General features: G+C 41.0%; 20 protein-coding genes. 9 read left to right on the top strand and 11 right to left on the bottom strand.

Annotation, left to right across the window (positions count from 1 at the left end; translation table 11 throughout):
• Window positions 1–64: 64 nt before the first annotated feature.
• From QOL76_RS19585 to selD, 4 genes are all read left to right on the top strand, one after another.
• On the top strand, window positions 65–838 hold the full coding sequence (locus QOL76_RS19585) for a hypothetical protein (RefSeq protein ID WP_283414656.1): 774 nt from the start codon (window positions 65–67) through the stop codon (window positions 836–838).
• A 128-nt stretch (window positions 839–966) separates the two neighbouring features.
• Window positions 967–1287 (top strand): thioredoxin, encoded by a 321-nt coding sequence (trxA, locus tag QOL76_RS19590; RefSeq protein ID WP_111612532.1) that lies wholly within the window; start codon window positions 967–969, stop codon window positions 1285–1287.
• Window positions 1288–1353: 66 nt separating this feature from the next.
• On the top strand, window positions 1354–2409 hold the full coding sequence (mnmH, locus tag QOL76_RS19595; RefSeq protein WP_283414657.1) for a tRNA 2-selenouridine(34) synthase MnmH: 1056 nt from the start codon (window positions 1354–1356) through the stop codon (window positions 2407–2409).
• Window positions 2381–3424: a selenide, water dikinase SelD gene (gene selD / locus QOL76_RS19600; RefSeq protein ID WP_283414658.1), complete on the top strand. Its 1044-nt coding sequence runs from the start codon at window positions 2381–2383 to the stop codon at window positions 3422–3424. Before mnmH ends, selD begins: the two co-directional genes overlap by 29 nt.
• A 51-nt stretch (window positions 3425–3475) precedes the next feature.
• Here selD and QOL76_RS19605 read toward each other — a convergent pair whose 3' ends face one another.
• The 9 genes from QOL76_RS19605 to cmk form a co-directional block, all read right to left on the bottom strand.
• On the bottom strand, window positions 3476–4030 hold the full coding sequence (locus QOL76_RS19605) for a DUF502 domain-containing protein (protein ID WP_283414768.1): 555 nt from the start codon (window positions 4028–4030) through the stop codon (window positions 3476–3478).
• Window positions 4031–4114: 84 nt separating this feature from the next.
• Window positions 4115–4744 carry a 3-keto-disaccharide hydrolase gene (locus tag QOL76_RS19610; RefSeq protein ID WP_283414659.1) on the bottom strand — a complete coding sequence of 210 codons (630 nt, stop codon included), beginning with the start codon at window positions 4742–4744 and terminating at the stop codon, window positions 4115–4117.
• Between the two features lie 129 nt (window positions 4745–4873).
• Window positions 4874–5485 carry an NADH:ubiquinone reductase (Na(+)-transporting) subunit E gene (gene nqrE / locus QOL76_RS19615; protein WP_283414660.1) on the bottom strand — a complete coding sequence of 204 codons (612 nt, stop codon included), beginning with the start codon at window positions 5483–5485 and terminating at the stop codon, window positions 4874–4876.
• Between the two features lie 14 nt (window positions 5486–5499).
• On the bottom strand, window positions 5500–6171 hold the full coding sequence (locus QOL76_RS19620) for an NADH:ubiquinone reductase (Na(+)-transporting) subunit D (protein WP_283414661.1): 672 nt from the start codon (window positions 6169–6171) through the stop codon (window positions 5500–5502).
• 30 nt (window positions 6172–6201) lie between these two features.
• Entirely contained in the window at window positions 6202–6966 is a 765-nt protein-coding gene (nqrC, locus tag QOL76_RS19625; protein ID WP_283414662.1) for an NADH:ubiquinone reductase (Na(+)-transporting) subunit C, read from the bottom strand.
• Complete coding sequence (locus QOL76_RS19630) at window positions 6953–8170, bottom strand: NADH:ubiquinone reductase (Na(+)-transporting) subunit B (protein ID WP_283414663.1); 1218 nt, start codon at window positions 8168–8170, stop codon at window positions 6953–6955. The genes nqrC and QOL76_RS19630 overlap by 14 nt, the downstream gene beginning before the upstream one ends.
• 5 nt (window positions 8171–8175) lie before the next feature.
• Entirely contained in the window at window positions 8176–9528 is a 1353-nt protein-coding gene (locus QOL76_RS19635; protein ID WP_283414664.1) for a Na(+)-translocating NADH-quinone reductase subunit A, read from the bottom strand.
• 133 nt (window positions 9529–9661) lie between these two features.
• Window positions 9662–10558, bottom strand: a complete 897-nt coding sequence (locus QOL76_RS19640; RefSeq protein WP_283414665.1) for a 4-hydroxy-3-methylbut-2-enyl diphosphate reductase — start codon at window positions 10556–10558, stop codon at window positions 9662–9664.
• A complete protein-coding gene (cmk, locus tag QOL76_RS19645) occupies window positions 10542–11246 on the bottom strand; it encodes a (d)CMP kinase (protein ID WP_283414666.1) in 705 nt (234 codons plus the stop codon). The genes QOL76_RS19640 and cmk overlap by 17 nt, the downstream gene beginning before the upstream one ends.
• 129 nt (window positions 11247–11375) lie before the next feature.
• On the opposite strand from cmk, the gene ade reads away from it, so the two are divergent.
• The 4 genes from ade (at window position 11376) to QOL76_RS19665 (ending at window position 16155) form a co-directional block, all read left to right on the top strand.
• Window positions 11376–13031 carry an adenine deaminase gene (gene ade, locus QOL76_RS19650; RefSeq protein ID WP_283414769.1) on the top strand — a complete coding sequence of 552 codons (1656 nt, stop codon included), beginning with the start codon at window positions 11376–11378 and terminating at the stop codon, window positions 13029–13031.
• A 73-nt stretch (window positions 13032–13104) separates the two neighbouring features.
• On the top strand, window positions 13105–13299 hold the full coding sequence (locus tag QOL76_RS19655) for a hypothetical protein (RefSeq protein WP_283414667.1): 195 nt from the start codon (window positions 13105–13107) through the stop codon (window positions 13297–13299).
• Between the two features lie 111 nt (window positions 13300–13410).
• Window positions 13411–13611, top strand: coding sequence for a hypothetical protein (locus tag QOL76_RS19660; protein ID WP_283414668.1), 201 nt, complete (start codon window positions 13411–13413; stop codon window positions 13609–13611).
• Between the two features lie 108 nt (window positions 13612–13719).
• A complete protein-coding gene (locus QOL76_RS19665) occupies window positions 13720–16155 on the top strand; it encodes a TonB-dependent receptor plug domain-containing protein (protein ID WP_283414669.1) in 2436 nt (811 codons plus the stop codon).
• Window positions 16156–16203: 48 nt separating this feature from the next.
• On the opposite strand, the gene QOL76_RS19670 is transcribed toward QOL76_RS19665, so the two are convergent.
• Both QOL76_RS19670 and QOL76_RS19675 read right to left on the bottom strand, forming a co-directional pair.
• On the bottom strand, window positions 16204–17784 hold the full coding sequence (locus tag QOL76_RS19670; protein WP_283414670.1) for a peptide chain release factor 3: 1581 nt from the start codon (window positions 17782–17784) through the stop codon (window positions 16204–16206).
• 206 nt (window positions 17785–17990) lie between these two features.
• Entirely contained in the window at window positions 17991–19226 is a 1236-nt protein-coding gene (locus QOL76_RS19675; RefSeq protein ID WP_283414671.1) for a sensor histidine kinase, read from the bottom strand.
• Between the two features lie 238 nt (window positions 19227–19464).
• Here QOL76_RS19675 and QOL76_RS19680 point away from each other — a divergent pair, with 238 nt between their 5' ends.
• The gene (locus QOL76_RS19680; protein WP_283414672.1) at window positions 19465–19935 is read left to right on the top strand and encodes a Dps family protein; all 471 of its coding nucleotides are present in this window, start codon (window positions 19465–19467) and stop codon (window positions 19933–19935) included.
• Window positions 19936–20040: the final 105 nt, after the last annotated feature.

Raw genomic sequence — 20040 nt, forward strand, 5'->3', positions numbered from 1 at the left:
AAATTAGTTTTTAAGTTATTTCTCTTAAATTCAATTAGTTATTTGCAGATCAAACGTCATACCAATGAAGAATCTACTATATGTTCTCGCAGTTGGAATATTGATTTCTTGTGAAAGTACAGAGCCTCCTCTAATACCAGAAATTCTCGATGAAAATGTATTGAGACTTCATCAAGTGCTAGAAGGAACCTTAGTAACGCCAGCAGGAAAACTCAAAAGCGAATTCTTTTATTATGGTCCAGAGACATTACAATCTAGGACAGACTACTATTATGACACCCAAGATCGGGAGCTTTTGAAAGTACGAATACAAAATGGGGATACTACCTTAATTGAGTTAAACACATATTTAGCAAATGGAAAGCTCGATAAGACCAGTGTTTATATCCCAACACCATCGGGTTTTGCTTTTCGCTATAATTTTCAGCGCTACTATGAAAACGAGAGCAGAAAAATTGATGTCATAAGAGAGAAAGAAGGGATTTTTGAACAGTATTCCAGATACATTTTCGATGAACTGGGCAGGCTTTCTACTTACAGGAGAGGAACTGAAATCAACTTCGACTTGCATGAGTATCTATATGAATCTGAAAATTCAGAATTAATTACAGGTGAAAATTATTCTCAGACGGGAATGACTGGACCTTTCTATCAGTATAAATACGATTATAACGATAAAGGCTTGCTCGTGTCGAAATCCCTCAAAATTTTAGGCCCCAATTACAGACCCGCATTTGAATACGATTATAATGCCGAAGGAAAACTAATAGAAGAGATTACTAATGACTTAAATTTTGGAACCACCCCGACAGAAAAAAAGATGTTCGAATATTACTAAACAATAAGAGCCTCATAACTTTTCTCAATTCCCTATAGACAAAAAAATCAACTCCCTCGGAACTTATTAATACGCTATTGGCTTTTGCACATATATTTGAAATTTAGAAATCAAAAACCAAACATACAATGTCAAAAGCAATAGAAATTACTGACGCAAACTTTGAAGAAATCATCAAATCTGAGCAGCCAATCCTAGTGGATTTTTGGGCTGAGTGGTGCGGACCTTGTAAAATGATCGGTCCAGTGGTGGAAGAACTAGCTGGAGATTATGATGGCAAAGCTGTCGTAGGTAAAGTAGACGTGGATGCAAATCCAGGTGTAGCTCAAGCGTTCGGAATCAGATCTATCCCAACACTCCTATTCTTCAAAGGTGGAGAAATCGTAGACAAGCAGGTTGGAGCAGTTCCAAAATCTGTTTTATCTCAAAAACTAGATGCTCAACTTTAATTAGTTGACTATATTACAGTCAGAGCCGCAAGGAATTCCTTGCGGCTTTTTTTATCTTCAAACTTTATGGCGGAGCAATTAATTTCTTTAGATGAGTTTTGGAGTTTGAGAGATCAGATTCCAGTGATCGATGCCCGTAGCGAAAAAGAATTTGATCAAAGCCATATACCAGGCTCTATCAACATCCCAATCCTGAATAATACTGAGCGAATTCAAGTCGGCACGCTTTACAAAGAACGAGGCCCCGAAGAAGCCACTATCAAAGGATTTGAATTAGTTGGGCCTAGGTTTCATTTAATCCTAAAACACGTCCTTAAACGCTTTCCTGAGAAAAAAATCATCATCTACTGCTGGCGTGGTGGAATGAGAAGTCATATTCTTGCTTGGCTACTAACTATGATAGGTTTTGAGATTTTCCGCTTAAGAGGTGGTTATAAAACTTATAGAACGTTCAGTTTTGATATGGTCAGAAAAGACTGGAACCTAATAGTTTTGGGTGGAAAAACAGGAACGGGTAAAACCCGACTACTTAAAAAACTTCAGGAATCTGGAGAGCAAACTATCGATTTGGAAGGGCTCGCTAACCATAAAGGTTCTTCCTTTGGGGCTATCGGGCAACCAGCTCAGCCTTCAGTAGAGCAATTTGAGAACATATTTGCTGAAACTTTACAAAAGCTTGACCCTAAGAAACCAAGTTGGGTGGAAAATGAAAGCCGGAAAATCGGAAGATTGATTCTCCCGGACAATTTCTACCACCAAATGCTAGCATCACCCCTGATCGATATTTATAAGACTGATCAAGAACGAATCAATTTGATCGTAGAAGAATACGGAAGTTTACCTCAGGACGAGTTGATTCTCGCTGTCCTACGAATCAAAAAACGACTTGGTGGTTTACGGACTTCAGAAGCAATACAAGCAATTGTAGATGGAAATCATGAAGCTTGGATCGCAAATATGCTGATCTATTATGACAAGGCTTACAATTTTGATCTTGATAAACACGCTGATGGAAAAACGATCCAATTAGACCTGTCAGGAATCGACGAGGACACATCCACCAAAAACCTACTTGAAGCAAAATCCCAATTTCATGGAAAATACACCAACCCGACTAACTGAATGGAGTGAAGGCTCAGGCTGTGGTTGTAAAATCGCACCAGCCATTTTAGACCAAATCTTAAGTTCAAGTGGCTCATTTACTCAATCCGACCCAAAACTATTGGTAGGTAATTCAGGAAAGGATGACGCAGCAGTTTATCAGGTCTCAGAAGATTTGGCGGTGATCAATACGGTTGACTTTTTCACGCCTATCGTAGATGATCCTTTTGACTTTGGTAGAATAGCTGCTGCAAATGCACTTTCAGATGTCTACGCCATGGGTGGTAAGCCAATTTTCGCGAATGCCATTCTAAGTTGGCCTGTGGAAAAACTTGCGCCTGAACTCGCAGCCAAGGTAATGGAAGGAGCAAAATCTATTTGCAAAGCTGCTGGAATTGAATTGGCAGGCGGACATTCCATTGCTGCTAAGGATCCGATTTTTGGTCTTTCAGTGAACGGAATTGTTCATCCGCATAAAATCAAAAAGAACCAAGGCGCTAAAATTGGCGATATCATTTACCTCACGAAACCGCTGGGAGTAGGCGTATTGGCTACAGCGCTTAAGCGTCAGAAGATATCTGATAAAGATTACCTGAGTTTACTTGATACCGCTTGTAGATTGAATTCTATAGGAGAAATTATTGGGAATCACGAGGAGGTTCATGCCATGACGGATGTGACTGGATTCGGGCTGCTTGGCCATTTGATAGAAATGTGTGAGGCTTCTGAGCTTTCAGCTGAAATCGACCTCTATAAACTTCCTATCATAGCTGGCGTGCAGGAGTATATCAATCAGTTTATTTTCCCTGATAATACTTACCGCAACTGGAACGCCTACAGCGCCAAAACAAAAGGAGTAGTCGGAATGGACTTGGTCAAACTTTGCGACCCACAAACTAGCGGCGGATTAATGGTTGCTGTAGATCCAGATAATAAGGATTGGTTTGAAGAAGCAATGAAGCTCCAAAATCAGGTGATCTGGGAGATTGGCAGATTCACAGAAAGAAATGAGCAAGTGGTGGAAGTTTTGCAGTAGGACATTAGAGCCTATGGAATTCACAGGCTGTTTTCTTAGCTCCTCTGATTATTAAATTAATGGCGAAACTCCCCCACTTACCATAAACTTCATCACATCAGAGCTTTTCACGCCTATTAGCGGTGTCACCTTATCTTTTGGTACCAAGAATACATTTCCAGAAACATTGTAGCTATGCGGGAAGTAAACAGACACCATATCAGGCTCACCCACAATGGACATATCTTCCTGGGTAATAAATCCCAAACGGATAAGCGTATCGCTAAGCTGTACTTTGACAGGTGAGGAAAACTTCTTTTTGTCACCTACAAAAGCTCCCATCAAATCTTTGATACTGGTGTAGATCAAATTCACCAAAGGGATCTTGATCAGGCCTCTCTCAAACCAATCAAAAATAGGTTGAGCAAAGAATAGGCTTGCCAGATAGCCTACAAAAGTAATCAATGCCAAAACCATCAAAATACCAATTCCCGGCAGGGGTACTGGAATCAAGTTGTCCAGAAAAAGGATAGTTTGGAAAATTATATAAAGCGTCACTGCCACCGGAGTGATGAATAGCAAGCCCCGAAGAAAATAAGAAATGATGCGTTTGTAAGTAAATGCCATGGTGGTAAAATGAAAATCCTGATTATTACTCAATAATAATCAGGATTTAAACTGGAAGATAGCTTCCGCTTAAATTTCTTTAGATCAGTCTGGAAGCAATTTCACTTTCACACTTTTATAATAAATCACAGATTTAGGATCGTGTGCTTGAAGTGCGATGGTTCCATGATCAACTTTTTTGGTACCTAGATCACCTTTACGGTTTTCATCTTTGGATTGGTCATATACATTGACTGTTTCACCGTTTATTTTTACAGTTACTACATCTCCTTGTACGATGATATGCTCAGTGTACCACTCTCCGTCTTTTACATAGACATCTTTTACATCTTGGAAAGAATACACACTACCTGTTTTTCTCCAGTCAGTATGGCTTTGATTCACTTGGATTTCATAGCCTACATTTGGCCAGCCATCTTCTTGGTATTGGGTATGGATAAAAATACCGGAGTTGGCTCCTGGCATAGTCTTTACTTCTGCAATTACTTCAAAGTTGTTGAAGTCATGATTTGCTACTTCTCCATTATAGAAAGCATGACCTCGTGGTCCAGCCACTTTAATTACTCCATCTTCCACTTGAAAAGATTGAGAGTTTTCTGATATTTTCCAGCCGTCCAGATTTTCGCCATTGAATAGCTCAATCCAGTCTCCGCTTTGTGCGGTAGCAGAAAATGAAAGTGCTACAAAGCAGCACAATGCCAATAGGGTTTTCATAAGAGTCAGGGTTCTTGAATGGTAAATTAAAGGTAAAAGTTACGAGCTATTAGACAAAATCAAACACCGCTAAAACAAAAGCTCCGAGATAGTATCTCGGAGCTTTTGAATATTTGAGCAAGAACCTGATTACAAATCGATTCCCATAAAGGACATAAACGCGATTCCCATCAATCCAGTTAGAAGCATTGTTATACCCAATCCTTTCAAGCCATTTGGAACATGTGAATATTTTAATTTCTCACGAATCGCAGCCAAGGCCACAATAGCAAGGCAAAATCCAGTACCAGATCCAAAACCATAAACAGCAGATTCTGCAAGCGTATAATCACGTTGTGCCATGAAAAGAGAACCACCTAGGATAGCACAGTTTACTGCGATCAAAGGCAGAAATATACCCAAAGCACCGTAAAGAGCTGGAGCAAATTTCTCAACCACCATTTCCACCAATTGAACCATCGCTGCGATAATCGCAATAAACATGATGAATCTTAGAAAGGAGAGATCTATGTCTGCTAATCCTGCATTTACCCAAGATAAAGCGCCTTCTTTCAGTACATATTCATTCAACAACCAGTTCACCGGTACAGTCACAGTCAATACAAATATTACTGCTGCACCAAGACCAATTGCAGTAGTTACTTTCTTGGAAACTGCTAAGAAGGAACACATCCCAAGGAAGTAAGCGAAAATCATATTGTCGATAAAGATCGACCGAATACCTAAATTAAATAAATCCATTTCTTCAGTTGGTTTTAGTGTTCAACATATCCAGTTTTGGTACGCTGTACCCAAATCAATAATCCCAATACCATAAATGCCCCTACAGGAGAGACCATGAGGCCATTTGTTGCCAGTTGGAAGTCAGGACCAAATAAGCCGGATATATAGTCATATATAGGAATTCCAAAAACAGCCCCTGATCCTAGCAGTTCTCTAAAGAATGCTACAGTCAAGATAATCCAAGAGTATCCTAGAGCAGATCCAAATCCATCAAGAATGGAATCATATGGTTTATTACCCAAAGCGAAAGCTTCTAAACGACCCATTACTATACAATTGGTAATGATCAAACCAACGAATACGGATAGTTCTTTGTACATATCATATGCAAAAGCTTTCAATACCTCATTCACTAAAGTTACCAAGGTAGCTACTACTGCAAGCTGTACGATAATCCTAACTCGGCTAGGAATAGTATTTCTCATAAGAGAAATCAAAAAATTTGACATCACAATTACGAAGATAACCGCAATAGCCATAACCAGTGTAGGTTTCATTTGCGTCGTAACTGCAAGAGCAGAACAAATGCCAAGTACCTGAATGGTCACTGGGTTGTCATCAATCAAAGGATCAGTTACCAGTTTTTTCCTGCGCTTGGAGAGTAATGCCTCTGCAGGCTTTTTTTCTATAGTTTCAGCACTCATATTTAATAATTATTGAGTTGAATAGTTCGATTATAGTGTTGCTACAGATGAAGAAGACTTCTTATTTTCAATGTAAGCTTCATAGTAGCCCAAGTAATTCTTAAGCATATTATTAACTCCTTTAGCAGTAATCGTAGCTCCAGACATACCGTCCACCTGATGAGGATCATCAGAATAGTCTTTGCCTTCCCCTTTTTGCATCTCCACTGCTACTAACTCTCCTGATTCATTGTAAATAGTCTTGCCTTCATATCTCTGTTGAACACCTGGCTCAGTGATTCTAGCACCAAGACCTGGAGTCTCGCCAGCGTGAGCCAAAGTAATCCCACCCACTGTGTTCATATCTGTTTCTAAAGCCACATATCCCCAGATTGCATCCCAAAGACCTGCTCCGTAAAGAGGTAAAATATAATTCTCAGCTGCTTCAGGACTTCCCTCTGCATGATAAATATACACTGGGTATAGTCTTTCTTCTGCTGGCTTTTTATAGTTCTTAGCGATATCCACAGTTTCTGCAGTGACAGCTACTCCTTCACGTTCAGTAACTTCTTTGCCACTTAGATCTACTACAACGGAAGCAATTCTGCTATTATAGTAGTCATTCACCTCCTGAGGAGTCATGGCAGCAATCTCTTCTCCAGATATAACTGCACCCAAGATTTGCTTTTTGTTATCTAAAGCAATTGCTTCTTTTTGCATTGGACCCAAAACTTGAGAAGTCCCTGAAAGAAGTAATCCTAGAACCACCGTCAAGATGACGGAGAACGTAATAATATAAGTATTAGACTGTTGCACGTTGTAACCTCCTTGTTTTATTTGCCTTAACTACATAATAATCGATCAGTGGAGCGAACACGTTCATGAATAGAACCGCTAGCATAATTCCCTCAGGATAAGCTGGGTTAGTCACTCGAATGATCACAGTCAGGAATCCGATCAATAAACCGTATATCCATTTACCCGTTTCTGTCTGAGCGGCAGATACTGGATCAGTTGCCATAAAGACAATTCCAAAGGCTAAACCACCCATCACCCAGTGGTACTGAGGAGGTAAAGCCATGTATTCATTTACTGCAAATAGATTCATCACAAAGCCCATGATGTATGCTCCTGCAAATCCTGAGAAGATAATCTTCCAGCTAGCAACGCCAGTAGCAATTAAAATCGCCGCGCCAATCAAAGCCATCAAAGTAGATGTCTCACCGATGGAGCCAGGAATCCAACCCATAAATAGATTTGCAAATTCATATAATCCTGATCCCAAAACTGTATTATGGGCAGCTAAAGCCTCTACTGCTGACTGGGTTCCTTCTACGCCTGCATTGTAAACTACTGAAAGAGCAGTAGCTCCTGAGAAACCATCAACTGGCATCTTATCACCTAAGTAAGTCCAAACCTGGTCACCAGAAATCTGTGCCGGGTAAGCAAAATACAAAAACGCTCTTGCTGTCATGGCTACGTTTAACACATTCATACCAGTACCACCGAATACTTCCTTTGCAATCACTACTGCAAATACAGTAGCTAAAGCTACTTGCCACAAAGGAGTAGTAGCAGGCACTACCAAAGGAATAAGCATCCCTGTTACCAGGAAGCCTTCGTTGATCGGGTGCTTGCGCACGATTGCGAAAACTGCTTCTACAATACCACCGGCTGTATAGGCTACTAAAACAAGAGGAAGTACGAGCATTGCTCCAATGCCTAACTTCTCACCAAAATTCTCCCACAAACCGGCTGTTCCGCCAGTTGCGAGTAAATGCTGATGACCAGTATTGTACATACCAAAAAGCAAACAAGGAATCATAGCAATTACCACTGTGATCATCATTCGCTTCAAATCAATAGCATCTTTTACCTGAGCACCTTTGATGCCGGTAGTATGCTTAGGGCTGAACATAAATGTCTCCCCTGCTTCAAACGCGTAATATAGACTTTCAAGCTTGCCACCTTTTTCGAAAAGTGGCTTCTGCTTGTCCAATAAATCTCTTAGAAACTTCATATGGATTAACTGTATTGGATTAATTCAATTCCTTTTCTCACCAACTCCTGCACAGGATGCTTTGACACATCCACAAACTCGCAAAGAGCTAAATCTTCTTCCACGATCTCATAGATTCCCAATTCTTCAATTTCGTCAAAATCCTCAGCCATAATAGCTTTCAAAAGATAAACTGGAAGTATATCCATGGGAGTAACAGATTCAAAAACACCAGTTTGCACGAATGCTCTTTCTTCGCCTCTACCGTTTGAATCCATGACGAATTCTTTATTTGGTGTAAGGAAGGAAAGTAATCCTAGTGCTCTGTGGTAACTCAATCTAGTGGTAGGTTTTGCCCATCCCATGAACTCATAGTAATCACCCTCAGGAATAACGGTAATCTGATTGTGATAGAAACCTAAGAAACCTTCCAACGAAATTTTCTCTCCAGTAAGGACATTTCCAGAGATCACTCTTACGTGACCTGAATTAAGATTTCCTTTCACAAAAGTAGAAACAGAAGCTCCCATGTAAGTCTTTACATAGGCAGCCTTGGTCAATTCAGAACCGGTTACTGCTATAACTTTAGAAGCATCGTAAACACCTTCTAAAATTAATTTCCCGATCTGAGCAACTCCGTATGGAGTGATCGTCCAAGCGATTTCACCTTTATTGATCGGATCTAAGTGGTGAATCTGCACTCCTACATTTCCTGCAGGGTGCGGTCCAGAGAATTTGTTCACTTGAGCGCCTTTCAATTCTGCAAAAACAGATGGAGTCGCCTTTGAGCCGTCCACATTCAGGTGGACTTTGCCACTTGTCAGTTTAGCCAAAGCTTCAATTCCTGCCTGAAGATATTTCTCTTGGCCCTGCAATGCGAAAGCATAATCTGGAGCCAATGGATGGGTATCAAAAGCAGATATGAAAATACTCTTAGGAGTATCCGCTGGATTTGCGACTATACCGTAAGGTCTTTGGATGATGTTTGGCCAAACACCACTCGCTGCCAGTTTTGCTGCCAAAGCATCTCTATCTAGAGAAGCAATATTAACAGCACCTAGTTGCTCGTGGACGATGGTAGCATCCGCCAAAATACTGATTTCAAGCAATTTCCTGCGATCGCCTCTTTTAATCTCGACAATTTTGCCGGAAACAGGAGCCGCATAAATTACTTGATCCAATGCTTTGTCGATCAGGACTGGAGTACCTGCCTTAACGGTATCTCCTTCATTGACAAGAACTTTAGGGCGCTGGAGCCCGATAAAGTCTGTCGGCTTAATTGCGAAGGTTTGAGCCGGGGCGAAATCAGCAAGCTCTTGCTTAGCCTTTCCCACCAAGTTGATGTCAAAACCTTTCTTAAGCTTCACTATTTTAGACATATCTGTTTTTGAACTATGAGCTTTTGAAAAACGCCCCAAATCTAATAAATAACCTTTTTAATTTGAGGGTATATGAACTTTAATGTTTGAACTTTTGGAAGAATGGCTTCCTAAGTTTTTAAATAACTCTATTTTAAACTGAAAGCACCCCTTCTTCGAGTGATTCCACGTATGATTTCACTTGCTCCATCAGCCACATTGGTGTAGATGTTGCTCCGCATATCCCTACTTTTTCACCTTTTTGAAACCAATCTGGATTAATCTCTTTCTCATTTTCAATGAAATAGCTTCTTTCATTTTGAGCCAGACACACTTGATGAAGTGCCTTGCCATTTGAGCTTTTCTTTCCAGACACAAATAAAATCACATCATTTTCCTGAGAAAATCGCTGTAGCTGTGGTTCACGATTAGACACCTGCCGGCAAATCGAATCATTTGCATTGAAAGTTTCTCGCGTAAGTTCTTGCTTAGCAGCCTGAATGCGATCTTCTATTTTCTGAGAAATCTCATAGAAGCCTTTCGTGCTTTTGGTAGTCTGACTGAAAAGCGTCACAGGTCTGGTAAAATCTATCTTATCCAAATCAGCCTCTTCCATCACCACGATAGCCTTTTCCAAAGTCTGTCCAGTCAAGCCAATTACTTCCGCATGGCCTTTTTTACCATAAATAACAATCTGTCCGTCTTCACGCTCCATTTTATCGAATGCACTTTTCACGCGATGTTGTAGCTTCAACACTACTGGACAGGAAGCATCAATTAGTTCAATATTGTTTTCTATGGCAGTTCTATAGGTCTCAGGCGGTTCGCCATGTGCGCGAATCAACACCTTGCAATCATGCAATTCTGACAACTGCTCTCGATCTATAACAACCAAACCTTTGGCGCTAAGACGCGAAACCTCCATATCATTATGCACGATATCGCCTAGGCAATACAGCTGGTCGCTTTGCTCCATCTCATCCTCCGCCATTTTGATGGCAAATTCGACACCGAAGCAATACCCAGAGTTTTTATCAATGCTTACCTGCATAGCTCTCTTGTTTATCAATAATTTGTCTTGCCGAGTGGACGATCTTCCCCACCTGCTCCGCAAAGGTAATATTACTGGTATCTACCTCCAGAGCATCTGGCATTTTCTTTAGTGGGCTTTCTACACGAGAAGAATCTACTCTGTCTCGATCAGCGAGGTTAGCTTTAATCTCTTGCAAGTCCACCAACTCTCCTTTTTCCAAAAGCTCTTCTTGCCTTCTGATAGCACGAGTATCTAAGTCCGCAGTCATAAACACTTTCAGATCTGCATTAGGAAAAACTACCGAGCCAATATCACGTCCATCCATTACCACTCCTTTTTTCTTTCCAAGTCGTTGCTGCTGCGCTACCAACTCTTTTCTGATGGCAGCGACCGTGGCGACTTCAGACACTTTATTGGAAATTCGCATAGTACGGATCTCACCCTCCACATTCAAACCATTGAGATAGGTCTCTTGTTTATGGGTGTCCGGATTTAGATGAAAAGAAATCTCTAAGGATTTAAGCCCTTTTTCCACATCATGTGGATTGGATGGAGAAAGGAAATTATTCAAAAAGTGTAGCGTCGCCGCTCTATACATGGCTCCGGAATCGATGTAAGTATATCCCAAATCCTTTGCTACTGCTTTGGCAGTGGAACTCTTCCCACATCCAGAATATCCATCGATGGCGATGACGATTTTATTCATTCAAAAAACCCGCTTAATTCGTTTTTTTATTACTGCGCAAATATAGTAGTTTTAATCTAAACCAATCCCCAAACCTTGGAATCGAATCGCTTATACAGATTCTCTCCAATTAATTTCTCCCACATTTTTATGCAAATCCTAGGTCAATTCGTAGACATTCCAAACCGTGAAATTCATGCTGTTTCTCTCAGTATAGCCCATGGGAAAATAGTAAAGCTGGAAAAAATAGATGAAGATCCTTCTTTGCCCTATTTGATACCTGGATTTATCGACGCGCATGTACACGTAGAGAGTTCTATGCTTGTCCCTTCCGAATTTGCCAGACTTGCAGTCGTTCATGGCACGGTTGCGACGATTTCAGATCCACATGAGATCGCCAATGTCTGTGGAATGGAAGGTGTGGAATACATGATCGAGAATGGGAAACAGGTTCCTTTTAAATTTTACTTCGGCGCACCCTCTTGTGTTCCTGCCACTCCTTTTGAAACAGCGGGTGGAGAAATCAATGCTCAGGACATAGAAAACCTAATGTCTCGTCCTGAGATTCACTACTTAGCAGAAATGATGAACTGGCCAGGAACGGTAAATCGGGATGAATTGGTGATGAAGAAAATTCGAATCTCAAAGAAATACGGAAAACCCATCGATGGACACGCGCCGGGACTAAAAGGCGAATTGGCTGAAAAATATGTAAGCGCTGGCCCAAGCACTGACCATGAATGCTTCACAGCTGAGGAGGCTTTGGGGAAATTAAAGCTGGGAATGAAAATCGCTATCCGAGAAGGTTCCGCGGCCAAAAACTTCGAAGCTCTTATAGACCTGATCGATGACTATCCTGAGATGATTATGTTTTGCTCGGACGATAAACATCCCGATAATCTGGCAGTTTCTCATATCAATGAGCTAGCAGCCAGAGCTGTCGCAAAAGGCAAAGATGTGTTCAATGTTCTTCGGGCTGCTTGCTTGAATCCAATTGCTCACTATTCCATGAATGTAGGACAATTGAGAGAAGGAGATCCTGCTGATTTTATTCTAGTGAATAACTTGAAAGACTTTCAGGTTATCAGCACCTATATAGATGGTGAGAAAGTAGCTGAGAAGGGGAAGACGCTAATTCAGCCCATCACAAACGAAATCATTAACAATTTCCGCACATCCCTAAAAAGGCCTGAAAACTTCCATATCAAAGCCAAAGGGAATAAAGTCAGAGTTATCGAAGCTTTAGACGGACAATTAATTACTCCTGAAATCACTGGTGAAATCCTTATCAGAAACGGCTTCGCAGAACCAAATCCTGCGGAAGACATTTTAAAAATTACCGTGGTCAATCGCTACGAGGATGCTCCCCCAGCAGTGGCTTTTATCAAGAACTTTGGGTTGAAAACCGGTGCCATCGCTTCCTCAGTTGGCCATGACTCCCATAATATTATCGCGGTAGGAATCGATGACGAATCCATATGCAAAGCGGTAAATCTAATAATCGAAGCAAAAGGTGGAGTTTCTGCTGTATCTGGAGATCAGGAAGAAATTCTCCCCCTTCCTGTAGGAGGAATCATGTCGGCTTCGGATGGATACGAAGTTGCATCTGCTTATACGAAGATCGATAGACTTGCCAAAGAGATGGGAGCCACGCTGAATTCTCCTTTTATGACGCTGAGCTTTATGGCTTTGCTTGTAATCCCAGATCTGAAGCTTAGTGATAAAGGATTGTTTAATGGACAGCGGTTTGAGTTTGAGGAGGTGTTTTTAAAAAGACGGGAGACGGGAGACGGGAGACAGAAGTAACCAAAACCTCGAGTGATGCTCTTTCTAAGTCGCATTTTCCTCAATCCTTTCAAAAAAAGTGAAGAATCAAATCATGAAAAATACGGAGAACGATATTTTATCTCAAATCCAGAAAGCCCAATCTATAGGAAGCGTGGTGGCTTTGATTTCTTTTATCCTAAATGTATTTATGAGTAGTATGAATTCGCTGAAATTCTTGACCATACCTTTAATCATCGTCGTTTCCTTGACGATTATTGGATGGACCTACTTTATTTTATCCAGCTGAAAAACACATATAGGATTGATTTAAAAAATAGTTTGAATTCCTAGAATTAGGAAAACCCTTCAAATAAAATGGCGTATAATCCATCAAAAATAAACCCAAATTAAAAAAATCATGAAAAAATTAAAGACAGTGCTTGTCGTTACCTTAGCCATTTTAATCAATACTTTATTGCCATATCAATCTGGATATGGAATGAATGGTTGTACTAGAACAGATTATTACAATGGATGTGGAGAGCTATTTTGGTCAACAGGCGACCCATTTTGTCAGAATGTAATTGTAGTTTTAATAGAGACAGAATGTGACACTTGATGAATTAATAGTCTTGTAGAAGCAAGTCAGCACAACTCATTGATTATGGGTTGTGCTTTCATTTTTACAATATAGATTATATCTCTTTTTCATCTAAACACCTATCCTATGATGGCTTATCTAAAAATAAATAAGTTTAGCTCGACGGTATTTATTACCATCTTTACCATTTTACTCTTCTCCTTTTCTCCACTCTCTAATCCCTTAGAGAGGATCATCGCAGGATTCAAAAGGTATATCACCGAGCTTCCTCAAGAAAAGGTTTATCTCCACCTAGACAGACCAAACTATTCCGCAGGTGAGACAATTTGGTTTAAAGTCTATCTCACAGCGGGTTCATACCATGAACCATCGTTATTCAGCAACACTATTTATGTAGAGTTGATCAATAGTTCCGGTGAAGTAATACAGCAGGATCAGCTATTTTCTAGAGAAGGTTTTGCGGCAGGTCAGCTAGAATTAGATGAATCACTTCCCTCAGGAAACTACCTAGTTCGCTCCTATACCAATTGGATGCGGAATGCCGATGAAGCCTATTTTTTTCATAAGCAGATAAAAATATGGAATACCCAAGACCCCATCAATAACGCCCTAAGTGATGAAACTATAGCTCTTCAGTTCTTTCCCGAAGGAGGTAATTTAATCAATGGGATCATGAGTAAAGTAGGCTTCAAAGCTATCGGAATGGATGGCTTGGGTAAAGTGGTGAGCGGAAAAGTCTATGAAGGCGAAAAGGAAGTTGCCACATTTGAAAGCAATCAATTTGGGATGGGCGTTTTTGCCTTGATGCCCAAAGAAGGGAAGAAATACACGGCAACGATCGAGAATAGCCAAGAAATAGTAACGCTACCAAAAGCCCTTGATTCAGGAATAATTCTCTCTGTGACGAATTCGCCTACTACAGCAGATCTCCTCGTGAAGGTTCAAGCTTCAGAGAATTCCACCCTTCAAACTGTCTATCTTTTGGCGCAAACACGTGGAATAGTCTGTGCATCCAGTCAAGCTGATCTATCAAAGAAAGTAAGCTTTACCCGAATCCCAAAGAAAGAATTTCCCTCAGGAATCGCTCAAATCACTGTTTTAGATGAGGCCGGAAATCCCTTGGCAGAGCGGCTAGTTTTCATCGATCATCAAGATCAGATGACCATCACAGCATCCATGGACAAATCGGTTTATAAGCCTAGAGAACGAGTTCAAATTGACATTGAAGCAAAGGATAAAGAAGGAAATCCAGTCGCTGCTAATATGTCTTTAAGCGTAGTTGACGGAAGTCAGGTAGCTTTGTCTGAAAACAAAGAAACGATACAATCGAACCTTTTACTTTCCTCAGAACTGAAAGGACATATCGAATCGCCGGGTTATTATTTCAATCCCAGCAATCAGGATCGCGCAAAAGACCTGGACATCCTTATGCTGACGCAAGGCTGGCGGCGATTTACGATAAAAGAGGCATTGAGCGAAAAGGTGACAGATCCTGAATATGGCGTTGAAAAAGGATTGACGATCAGAGGAGTACTTACTGATGAAAAGAAAAATCAGCCTATAGAATCGGGAACTGTATCCTACCTATCCTTATTCCCCTTCCCAGAGTCAAAAACTGCAGTAACCAATTCTAAAGGTGAGTTTGAAATCCAAGACCTTATCTTCTTTGACTCTACGAAAATAATCCTACAGGGGAAAACAAGCAATGGTAGAATAGCTACTATTTTGACAGAAAGCTCCTATAGTTCGCCACAGCTATTCTACCAACTCTATTCTGATTTTACCCAGCCTTCTGCTCTCGATCAAAATTTCTTAACCAACGCTGCCGTGCGTCTAGCTATTGATAAAGCATTTGACTTTGATAACTCGGAATTTGCCCTTGAGGGAGTAGAAGTGAGGGCAAAAAGAATAGATCAACCCTCCAATATCTCCAGTACTTATGGCGCTGGAACTGTACAGATGCAAGTGGCTGGCAAGCCGGCACTGGAAAACCTGCTGAATCCGATAGACCTACTGAGAGGTAGAGTAGCCGGCGTGCAAATAACGGGATATGGAGAAAGCGCGAAGATTCTCATCCAAGGAGTGAATTCCATCAACAGCAGTATGGAACCGATGCTCATGGTGGATGACATTCAAGTCAGACTAGAATCCTTGCTCACTATCCCTGTGCAAGAAATCGAAGGCTACCGAGTATGGAAGGGAGCGGACACGGCGATATTCGGTGCAAGAGGATCAAATGGAGTAATTGGATTTTACACTAGGAAAGACCTTGGTACTGATAAAAAAACAATCCAACAGGATGCCGCATTGACCATGAAGGGCTATCAGGTGGAAAAGGAATTCTACTCACCCAAATATCCAGCAGATATCAGTTCACTTCCTAAACCAGATCAGCGCGCCACTCTTTTTTGGGCACCGAATATCCAGACAGATTCGTCGGGAAAGGCATCTGTATCTTTCTATAATTCTGATGCAGAGCATTTGATAAATGGAGAGATAGAAGGAATTAGTGGAGGCGGTAAGCCTGGATCTACAAAATTTAACTACACTATTGAAAAGTAATCCCTAAAGTAAAAACCCTCCAGATTTAAAAACCTGGAAGGTTTATCATTAAATATCAGAAGTAAAGTGAAACTCTATCTCAGGATAATTATCCATGACCATCTGAAGCCAAGCTTTTGACTCGGCCATAAACACCAGCTTGCCATCCTTGTCATGAGCGATGTGACGGTTTTTGGAGCGGACAAATTCCTCCAGCTGCTTCTTGTCCTTGCTCGTGATCCAGCAGGCTTTGTACAGGTTCATAGGATGAAACTCCACCGTGGCATTGTATTCGTTTTTCAGTCGGAACTGAATTACTTCAAACTGAAGCTGCCCGACTGTCCCGACTACTTTTCTAGAACCCATATCGAAGGTAAACAATTGCGCTACACCTTCTTCCATCAGTTGCTTCAAGCCTTTCTCAAGTTGCTTGGTTTTCATGGCATCCTTGTTCACCACCTCACGGAAAATCTCCGGGGAGAAACTCGGAATCCCAACAAACTGCATATCTTCTCCATCCGTCAGCGTATCCCCGATTTTCAGGTTTCCCGTATCATACAATCCCACAATATCACCTGGGAATGCCTCATCGATCATTTCCTTATCCTGCGCCATAAACTGAGTCACATTGGAAAAGCGCAATGGCTTTGGTCCACGCACGTGATTGTAAGGTTTGTTCCGCTCAAAAGTCCCTGAGCATATTCTCAAGAATGCAATCCGGTTCCGGTGATTTGGATCCATGTTGGCGTGAATTTTAAATACAAAACCAGAGAATTTCTTCTCATCAGGTTTCACCTCACGCTCCTCAGTTCTACGGCTTTTCGGTGCTGGAGCAATTTTGATAAACGTATCCAACATCTCATTGATGCCGAAGTTATTCACTGCTGAGCCAAAGAATACCGGTGCCACTTTGCCTTCCAAATATTCTGTAGGATCAAAATCAGGATACACACCCTCGATCAATTCCACATCTTCGCGAAGCTGATTAGCGTAGTTTTTCCCGATTAATTCTTCCAATTCCGGATCATTCACGTCTTCAAAAGATTGGCGAACATCACTGAGTTTTCGTTGAGAGGGGGTAAAAAGATTGAGTTTGTGATCAAACAGATTGTAAACACCTTTGAATGTCTTTCCCATGCCGATAGGCCAAGAAAGCGGACGGCACTGTATATTCAGCTTTTGCTCAACTTCTTCGATCAGCTCGTACGGATCACGACCTTCTCTATCGAGTTTATTGATAAAGCAGATTACTGGGGTATTTCTCATCCGGCAAACTTCCATCAGTTTCTCCGTCTGAATCTCCACCCCTTTCACACAGTCTATCACCATGATAACTGAATCGACCGCCGTCAATGTGCGGTAAGTATCCTCAGCAAAATCCTGGTGACCAGGCGTATCAAGCAAGTTGATTTTGATGTCTTTGTATTCAAATCCCATGACAGAAGTAGCCACGGATATACCTCTTTGCTTCTCTATCGCCATCCAATCCGACTTGGTTCCTGTGTCGATTTTATTGGATTTCACCGCACCCGCTGTCTGTATCGCACCACCAAAAAGCAACAACTTTTCAGTCAAAGTAGTCTTTCCTGCATCAGGGTGAGCAATAATTGCAAAGGTTCTACGCTTCTGGATTTCTTCTTTCAAACTCATGGGTGACATCAAATTAAGGCTGCAAAGGTAGGAAAAAATGAGTGGAAAGAATTTACGAATTACGATTTTGGATTTACGAGTTCAATCGGGACTTCGATCTTTGCCTACAAGTTTACCTTCATTCTTTTTTCAAAAAGCTCAGAATAGTAGTTTTCGCTTAACTCTATCGGGAATCTCGTAAATCATATATCCGAAATCACAAATCCCTAATACTCCAAGATTCCCTCGGTAATAAACTGTGAGGCCCCTTCATGATTTCCGTGAAGCAATATCCTAAAGGTGGTTCCTACTCCAACTTCTGAGTTTTTGACAAAAATCCTCCCGCCATGATATCCTTCCACGATTCTTTTTGCGAGTGTCAAACCCAGCCCCCAACCTCTTTGACGGGTAGAGAATCCTGGATTAAATACACGTTTGTACATTCGCTTTTCCATGCCCTTCCCGGTGTCTGTGATATCTATAATCACATACTTATCACTATCCTGTAGAATGGTAATATCAATCTGCCCTTTACCCTTCATCGCATCTACAGCATTTTTACAGATATTTTCTATCACCCACTCAAACAGTGGCTTATTCATCATCGCATCGAGATCCTTAGTGTCTGCATGAATATTCAAATCCACTTTGGTAGATATTCTCGGACGGAGGTAATTAATTGTTTCGTCAATTGCTTCGTAGACATTCCCTGATTGGATCACGGGCTTACTGCCAATACTGCTAAATCGCTCCGTCACCATCCTCAGCTTCACCACGTCCTTATCCATTTCGGTGATGATTTCCTTATTTTCCTCCCAGACTGGAGAGTTTCGCAGGTAATCAATCCAAGCCATCAAAGAAGCGATCGGCGTTCCCAATTGATGCGCAGTTTCTTTAGTAAGACCAGCCCACACACGGTTTTGCTCGGCAATTTTACTTTGGTTGAAAAGAGCATAAGCCAATACCCCAAAAATCAGAATGATTCCTAATTGCACGTAAGGATAATACTTTAGATTAATCAGCAATTCAGAGTTCCTGTAATAAACCAGAATATCTGCCTCTGGAAGCAAAATAGGTTCGTACTCCGCTCGCATCTCTGCCAGCTCCTTTTGCAGCGTTTCTGCAGAATCGGCAGCACTTGCATTATTCTTAAAAGGTATATTTCTAAATTCAATAGGATTGGCCGAATCATCCACCATAATGATCGGAATGGAATAATTCTGTTGGATGATCTCCTGATTGATAAACGTGAGATTCTCCATCGTAGTAGCTGCATACTCCAGCGCACTGGACAGCAATTCGATCTGCCTCCTTTCCCGCTCGCGCAATTCCTCCACCAGACTATTAGTATACCAAATCGAACCTGCTCCTATGATTAGTGAGGCCGCAACGACAAGCCATTTGACTTGCTTCTTATTTGTATAAAAATCTAAAGAGGTAAGGTCTTGAAATCTTTTTTTCATTAATCAAACTTGAATTACTACCGTTACTAACTTCCCAATCACATAGATAGTATGACTTGAAGATAGAATTTATCAGTTGGGAAGGTATCGACCTATGGAGTAAATTTATACTTTAATTCAAGCAGAGAAAATTAAACAACTTAAATATGAAATCGAGCATCCCTCCGGCGTCACAAAACGGGATGGTTATATCGCATGCTAGATTCCATATGACACTAGTAAAACAAACAACAGACATATGAAAACGAACGACATTGGATTAGAAATCAAAGAAAGTAAGGTATTGGTAGAAAAACTTAATGACCTACTAGCTAATTATCAGATTTACTACCAGAATTTGAGGAATTTTCATTGGAATGTTTCCGGCCCAAATTTCTTTGAGCTTCATGCCAAATTTGAAGAACTTTACAATGCTGCGAACTTGGCAGTAGACGAAACTGCAGAACGAATTTTGACTTTAGGGGCCAGACCACTTTCTTCATATCAGGAATACATTGACACTGCTTCTATCAAAGAGGCAAAAGAAATTACAGATCCCATGAAAATGGTGGAGATAATCAAGTCAAATATGAACACCCTTTTGCAACTCGAAAGAGAAACCCTCGAAGCAGCAGGAGCATCAGGCGATGAGGGAACTGCTTCCCTGATGAGTGACTACATTACTGCAAAAGAAAAAGTAGTATGGATGCTTTCTGCGTATTTGAGATAATAAGAATGATCTTCCCCCAATAACGCCTAAACTAAAATCCCGACCAGCAACTGATCGGGATTTTTTTCTATCAATAATTGCTACTTCTTGACTCTTTTTTCCTGA

This window comes from Algoriphagus winogradskyi, assembly GCF_900182815.1.
In the GTDB taxonomy this organism is placed as follows: domain Bacteria; phylum Bacteroidota; class Bacteroidia; order Cytophagales; family Cyclobacteriaceae; genus Algoriphagus; species Algoriphagus winogradskyi.

What these genes read in the sequence shown, in the direction of transcription:
- QOL76_RS19585 (WP_283414656.1), top strand. Translation starts at nt 65, where the DNA reads ATGAAGAATCTACTATATGTTCTCGCAGTTGGAATATTGATTTCTTGT.
- trxA (WP_111612532.1), top strand. Translation starts at nt 967, where the DNA reads ATGTCAAAAGCAATAGAAATTACTGACGCAAACTTTGAAGAAATCATC.
- mnmH (WP_283414657.1), top strand. Translation starts at nt 1,354, where the DNA reads ATGGCGGAGCAATTAATTTCTTTAGATGAGTTTTGGAGTTTGAGAGAT.
- selD (WP_283414658.1), top strand. Translation starts at nt 2,381, where the DNA reads ATGGAAAATACACCAACCCGACTAACTGAATGGAGTGAAGGCTCAGGC.
- QOL76_RS19605 (WP_283414768.1), bottom strand. Translation starts at nt 4,030, where the DNA reads ATGGCATTTACTTACAAACGCATCATTTCTTATTTTCTTCGGGGCTTG.
- QOL76_RS19610 (WP_283414659.1), bottom strand. Translation starts at nt 4,744, where the DNA reads ATGAAAACCCTATTGGCATTGTGCTGCTTTGTAGCACTTTCATTTTCT.
- nqrE (WP_283414660.1), bottom strand. Translation starts at nt 5,485, where the DNA reads ATGGATTTATTTAATTTAGGTATTCGGTCGATCTTTATCGACAATATG.
- QOL76_RS19620 (WP_283414661.1), bottom strand. Translation starts at nt 6,171, where the DNA reads ATGAGTGCTGAAACTATAGAAAAAAAGCCTGCAGAGGCATTACTCTCC.
- QOL76_RS19630 (WP_283414663.1), bottom strand. Translation starts at nt 8,170, where the DNA reads ATGAAGTTTCTAAGAGATTTATTGGACAAGCAGAAGCCACTTTTCGAA.
- QOL76_RS19635 (WP_283414664.1), bottom strand. Translation starts at nt 9,528, where the DNA reads ATGTCTAAAATAGTGAAGCTTAAGAAAGGTTTTGACATCAACTTGGTG.
- QOL76_RS19640 (WP_283414665.1), bottom strand. Translation starts at nt 10,558, where the DNA reads ATGCAGGTAAGCATTGATAAAAACTCTGGGTATTGCTTCGGTGTCGAA.
- cmk (WP_283414666.1), bottom strand. Translation starts at nt 11,246, where the DNA reads ATGAATAAAATCGTCATCGCCATCGATGGATATTCTGGATGTGGGAAG.
- ade (WP_283414769.1), top strand. Translation starts at nt 11,376, where the DNA reads ATGCAAATCCTAGGTCAATTCGTAGACATTCCAAACCGTGAAATTCAT.
- QOL76_RS19655 (WP_283414667.1), top strand. Translation starts at nt 13,105, where the DNA reads ATGAAAAATACGGAGAACGATATTTTATCTCAAATCCAGAAAGCCCAA.
- QOL76_RS19660 (WP_283414668.1), top strand. Translation starts at nt 13,411, where the DNA reads ATGAAAAAATTAAAGACAGTGCTTGTCGTTACCTTAGCCATTTTAATC.
- QOL76_RS19665 (WP_283414669.1), top strand. Translation starts at nt 13,720, where the DNA reads ATGATGGCTTATCTAAAAATAAATAAGTTTAGCTCGACGGTATTTATT.
- QOL76_RS19670 (WP_283414670.1), bottom strand. Translation starts at nt 17,784, where the DNA reads ATGAGTTTGAAAGAAGAAATCCAGAAGCGTAGAACCTTTGCAATTATT.
- QOL76_RS19675 (WP_283414671.1), bottom strand. Translation starts at nt 19,226, where the DNA reads ATGAAAAAAAGATTTCAAGACCTTACCTCTTTAGATTTTTATACAAAT.
- QOL76_RS19680 (WP_283414672.1), top strand. Translation starts at nt 19,465, where the DNA reads ATGAAAACGAACGACATTGGATTAGAAATCAAAGAAAGTAAGGTATTG.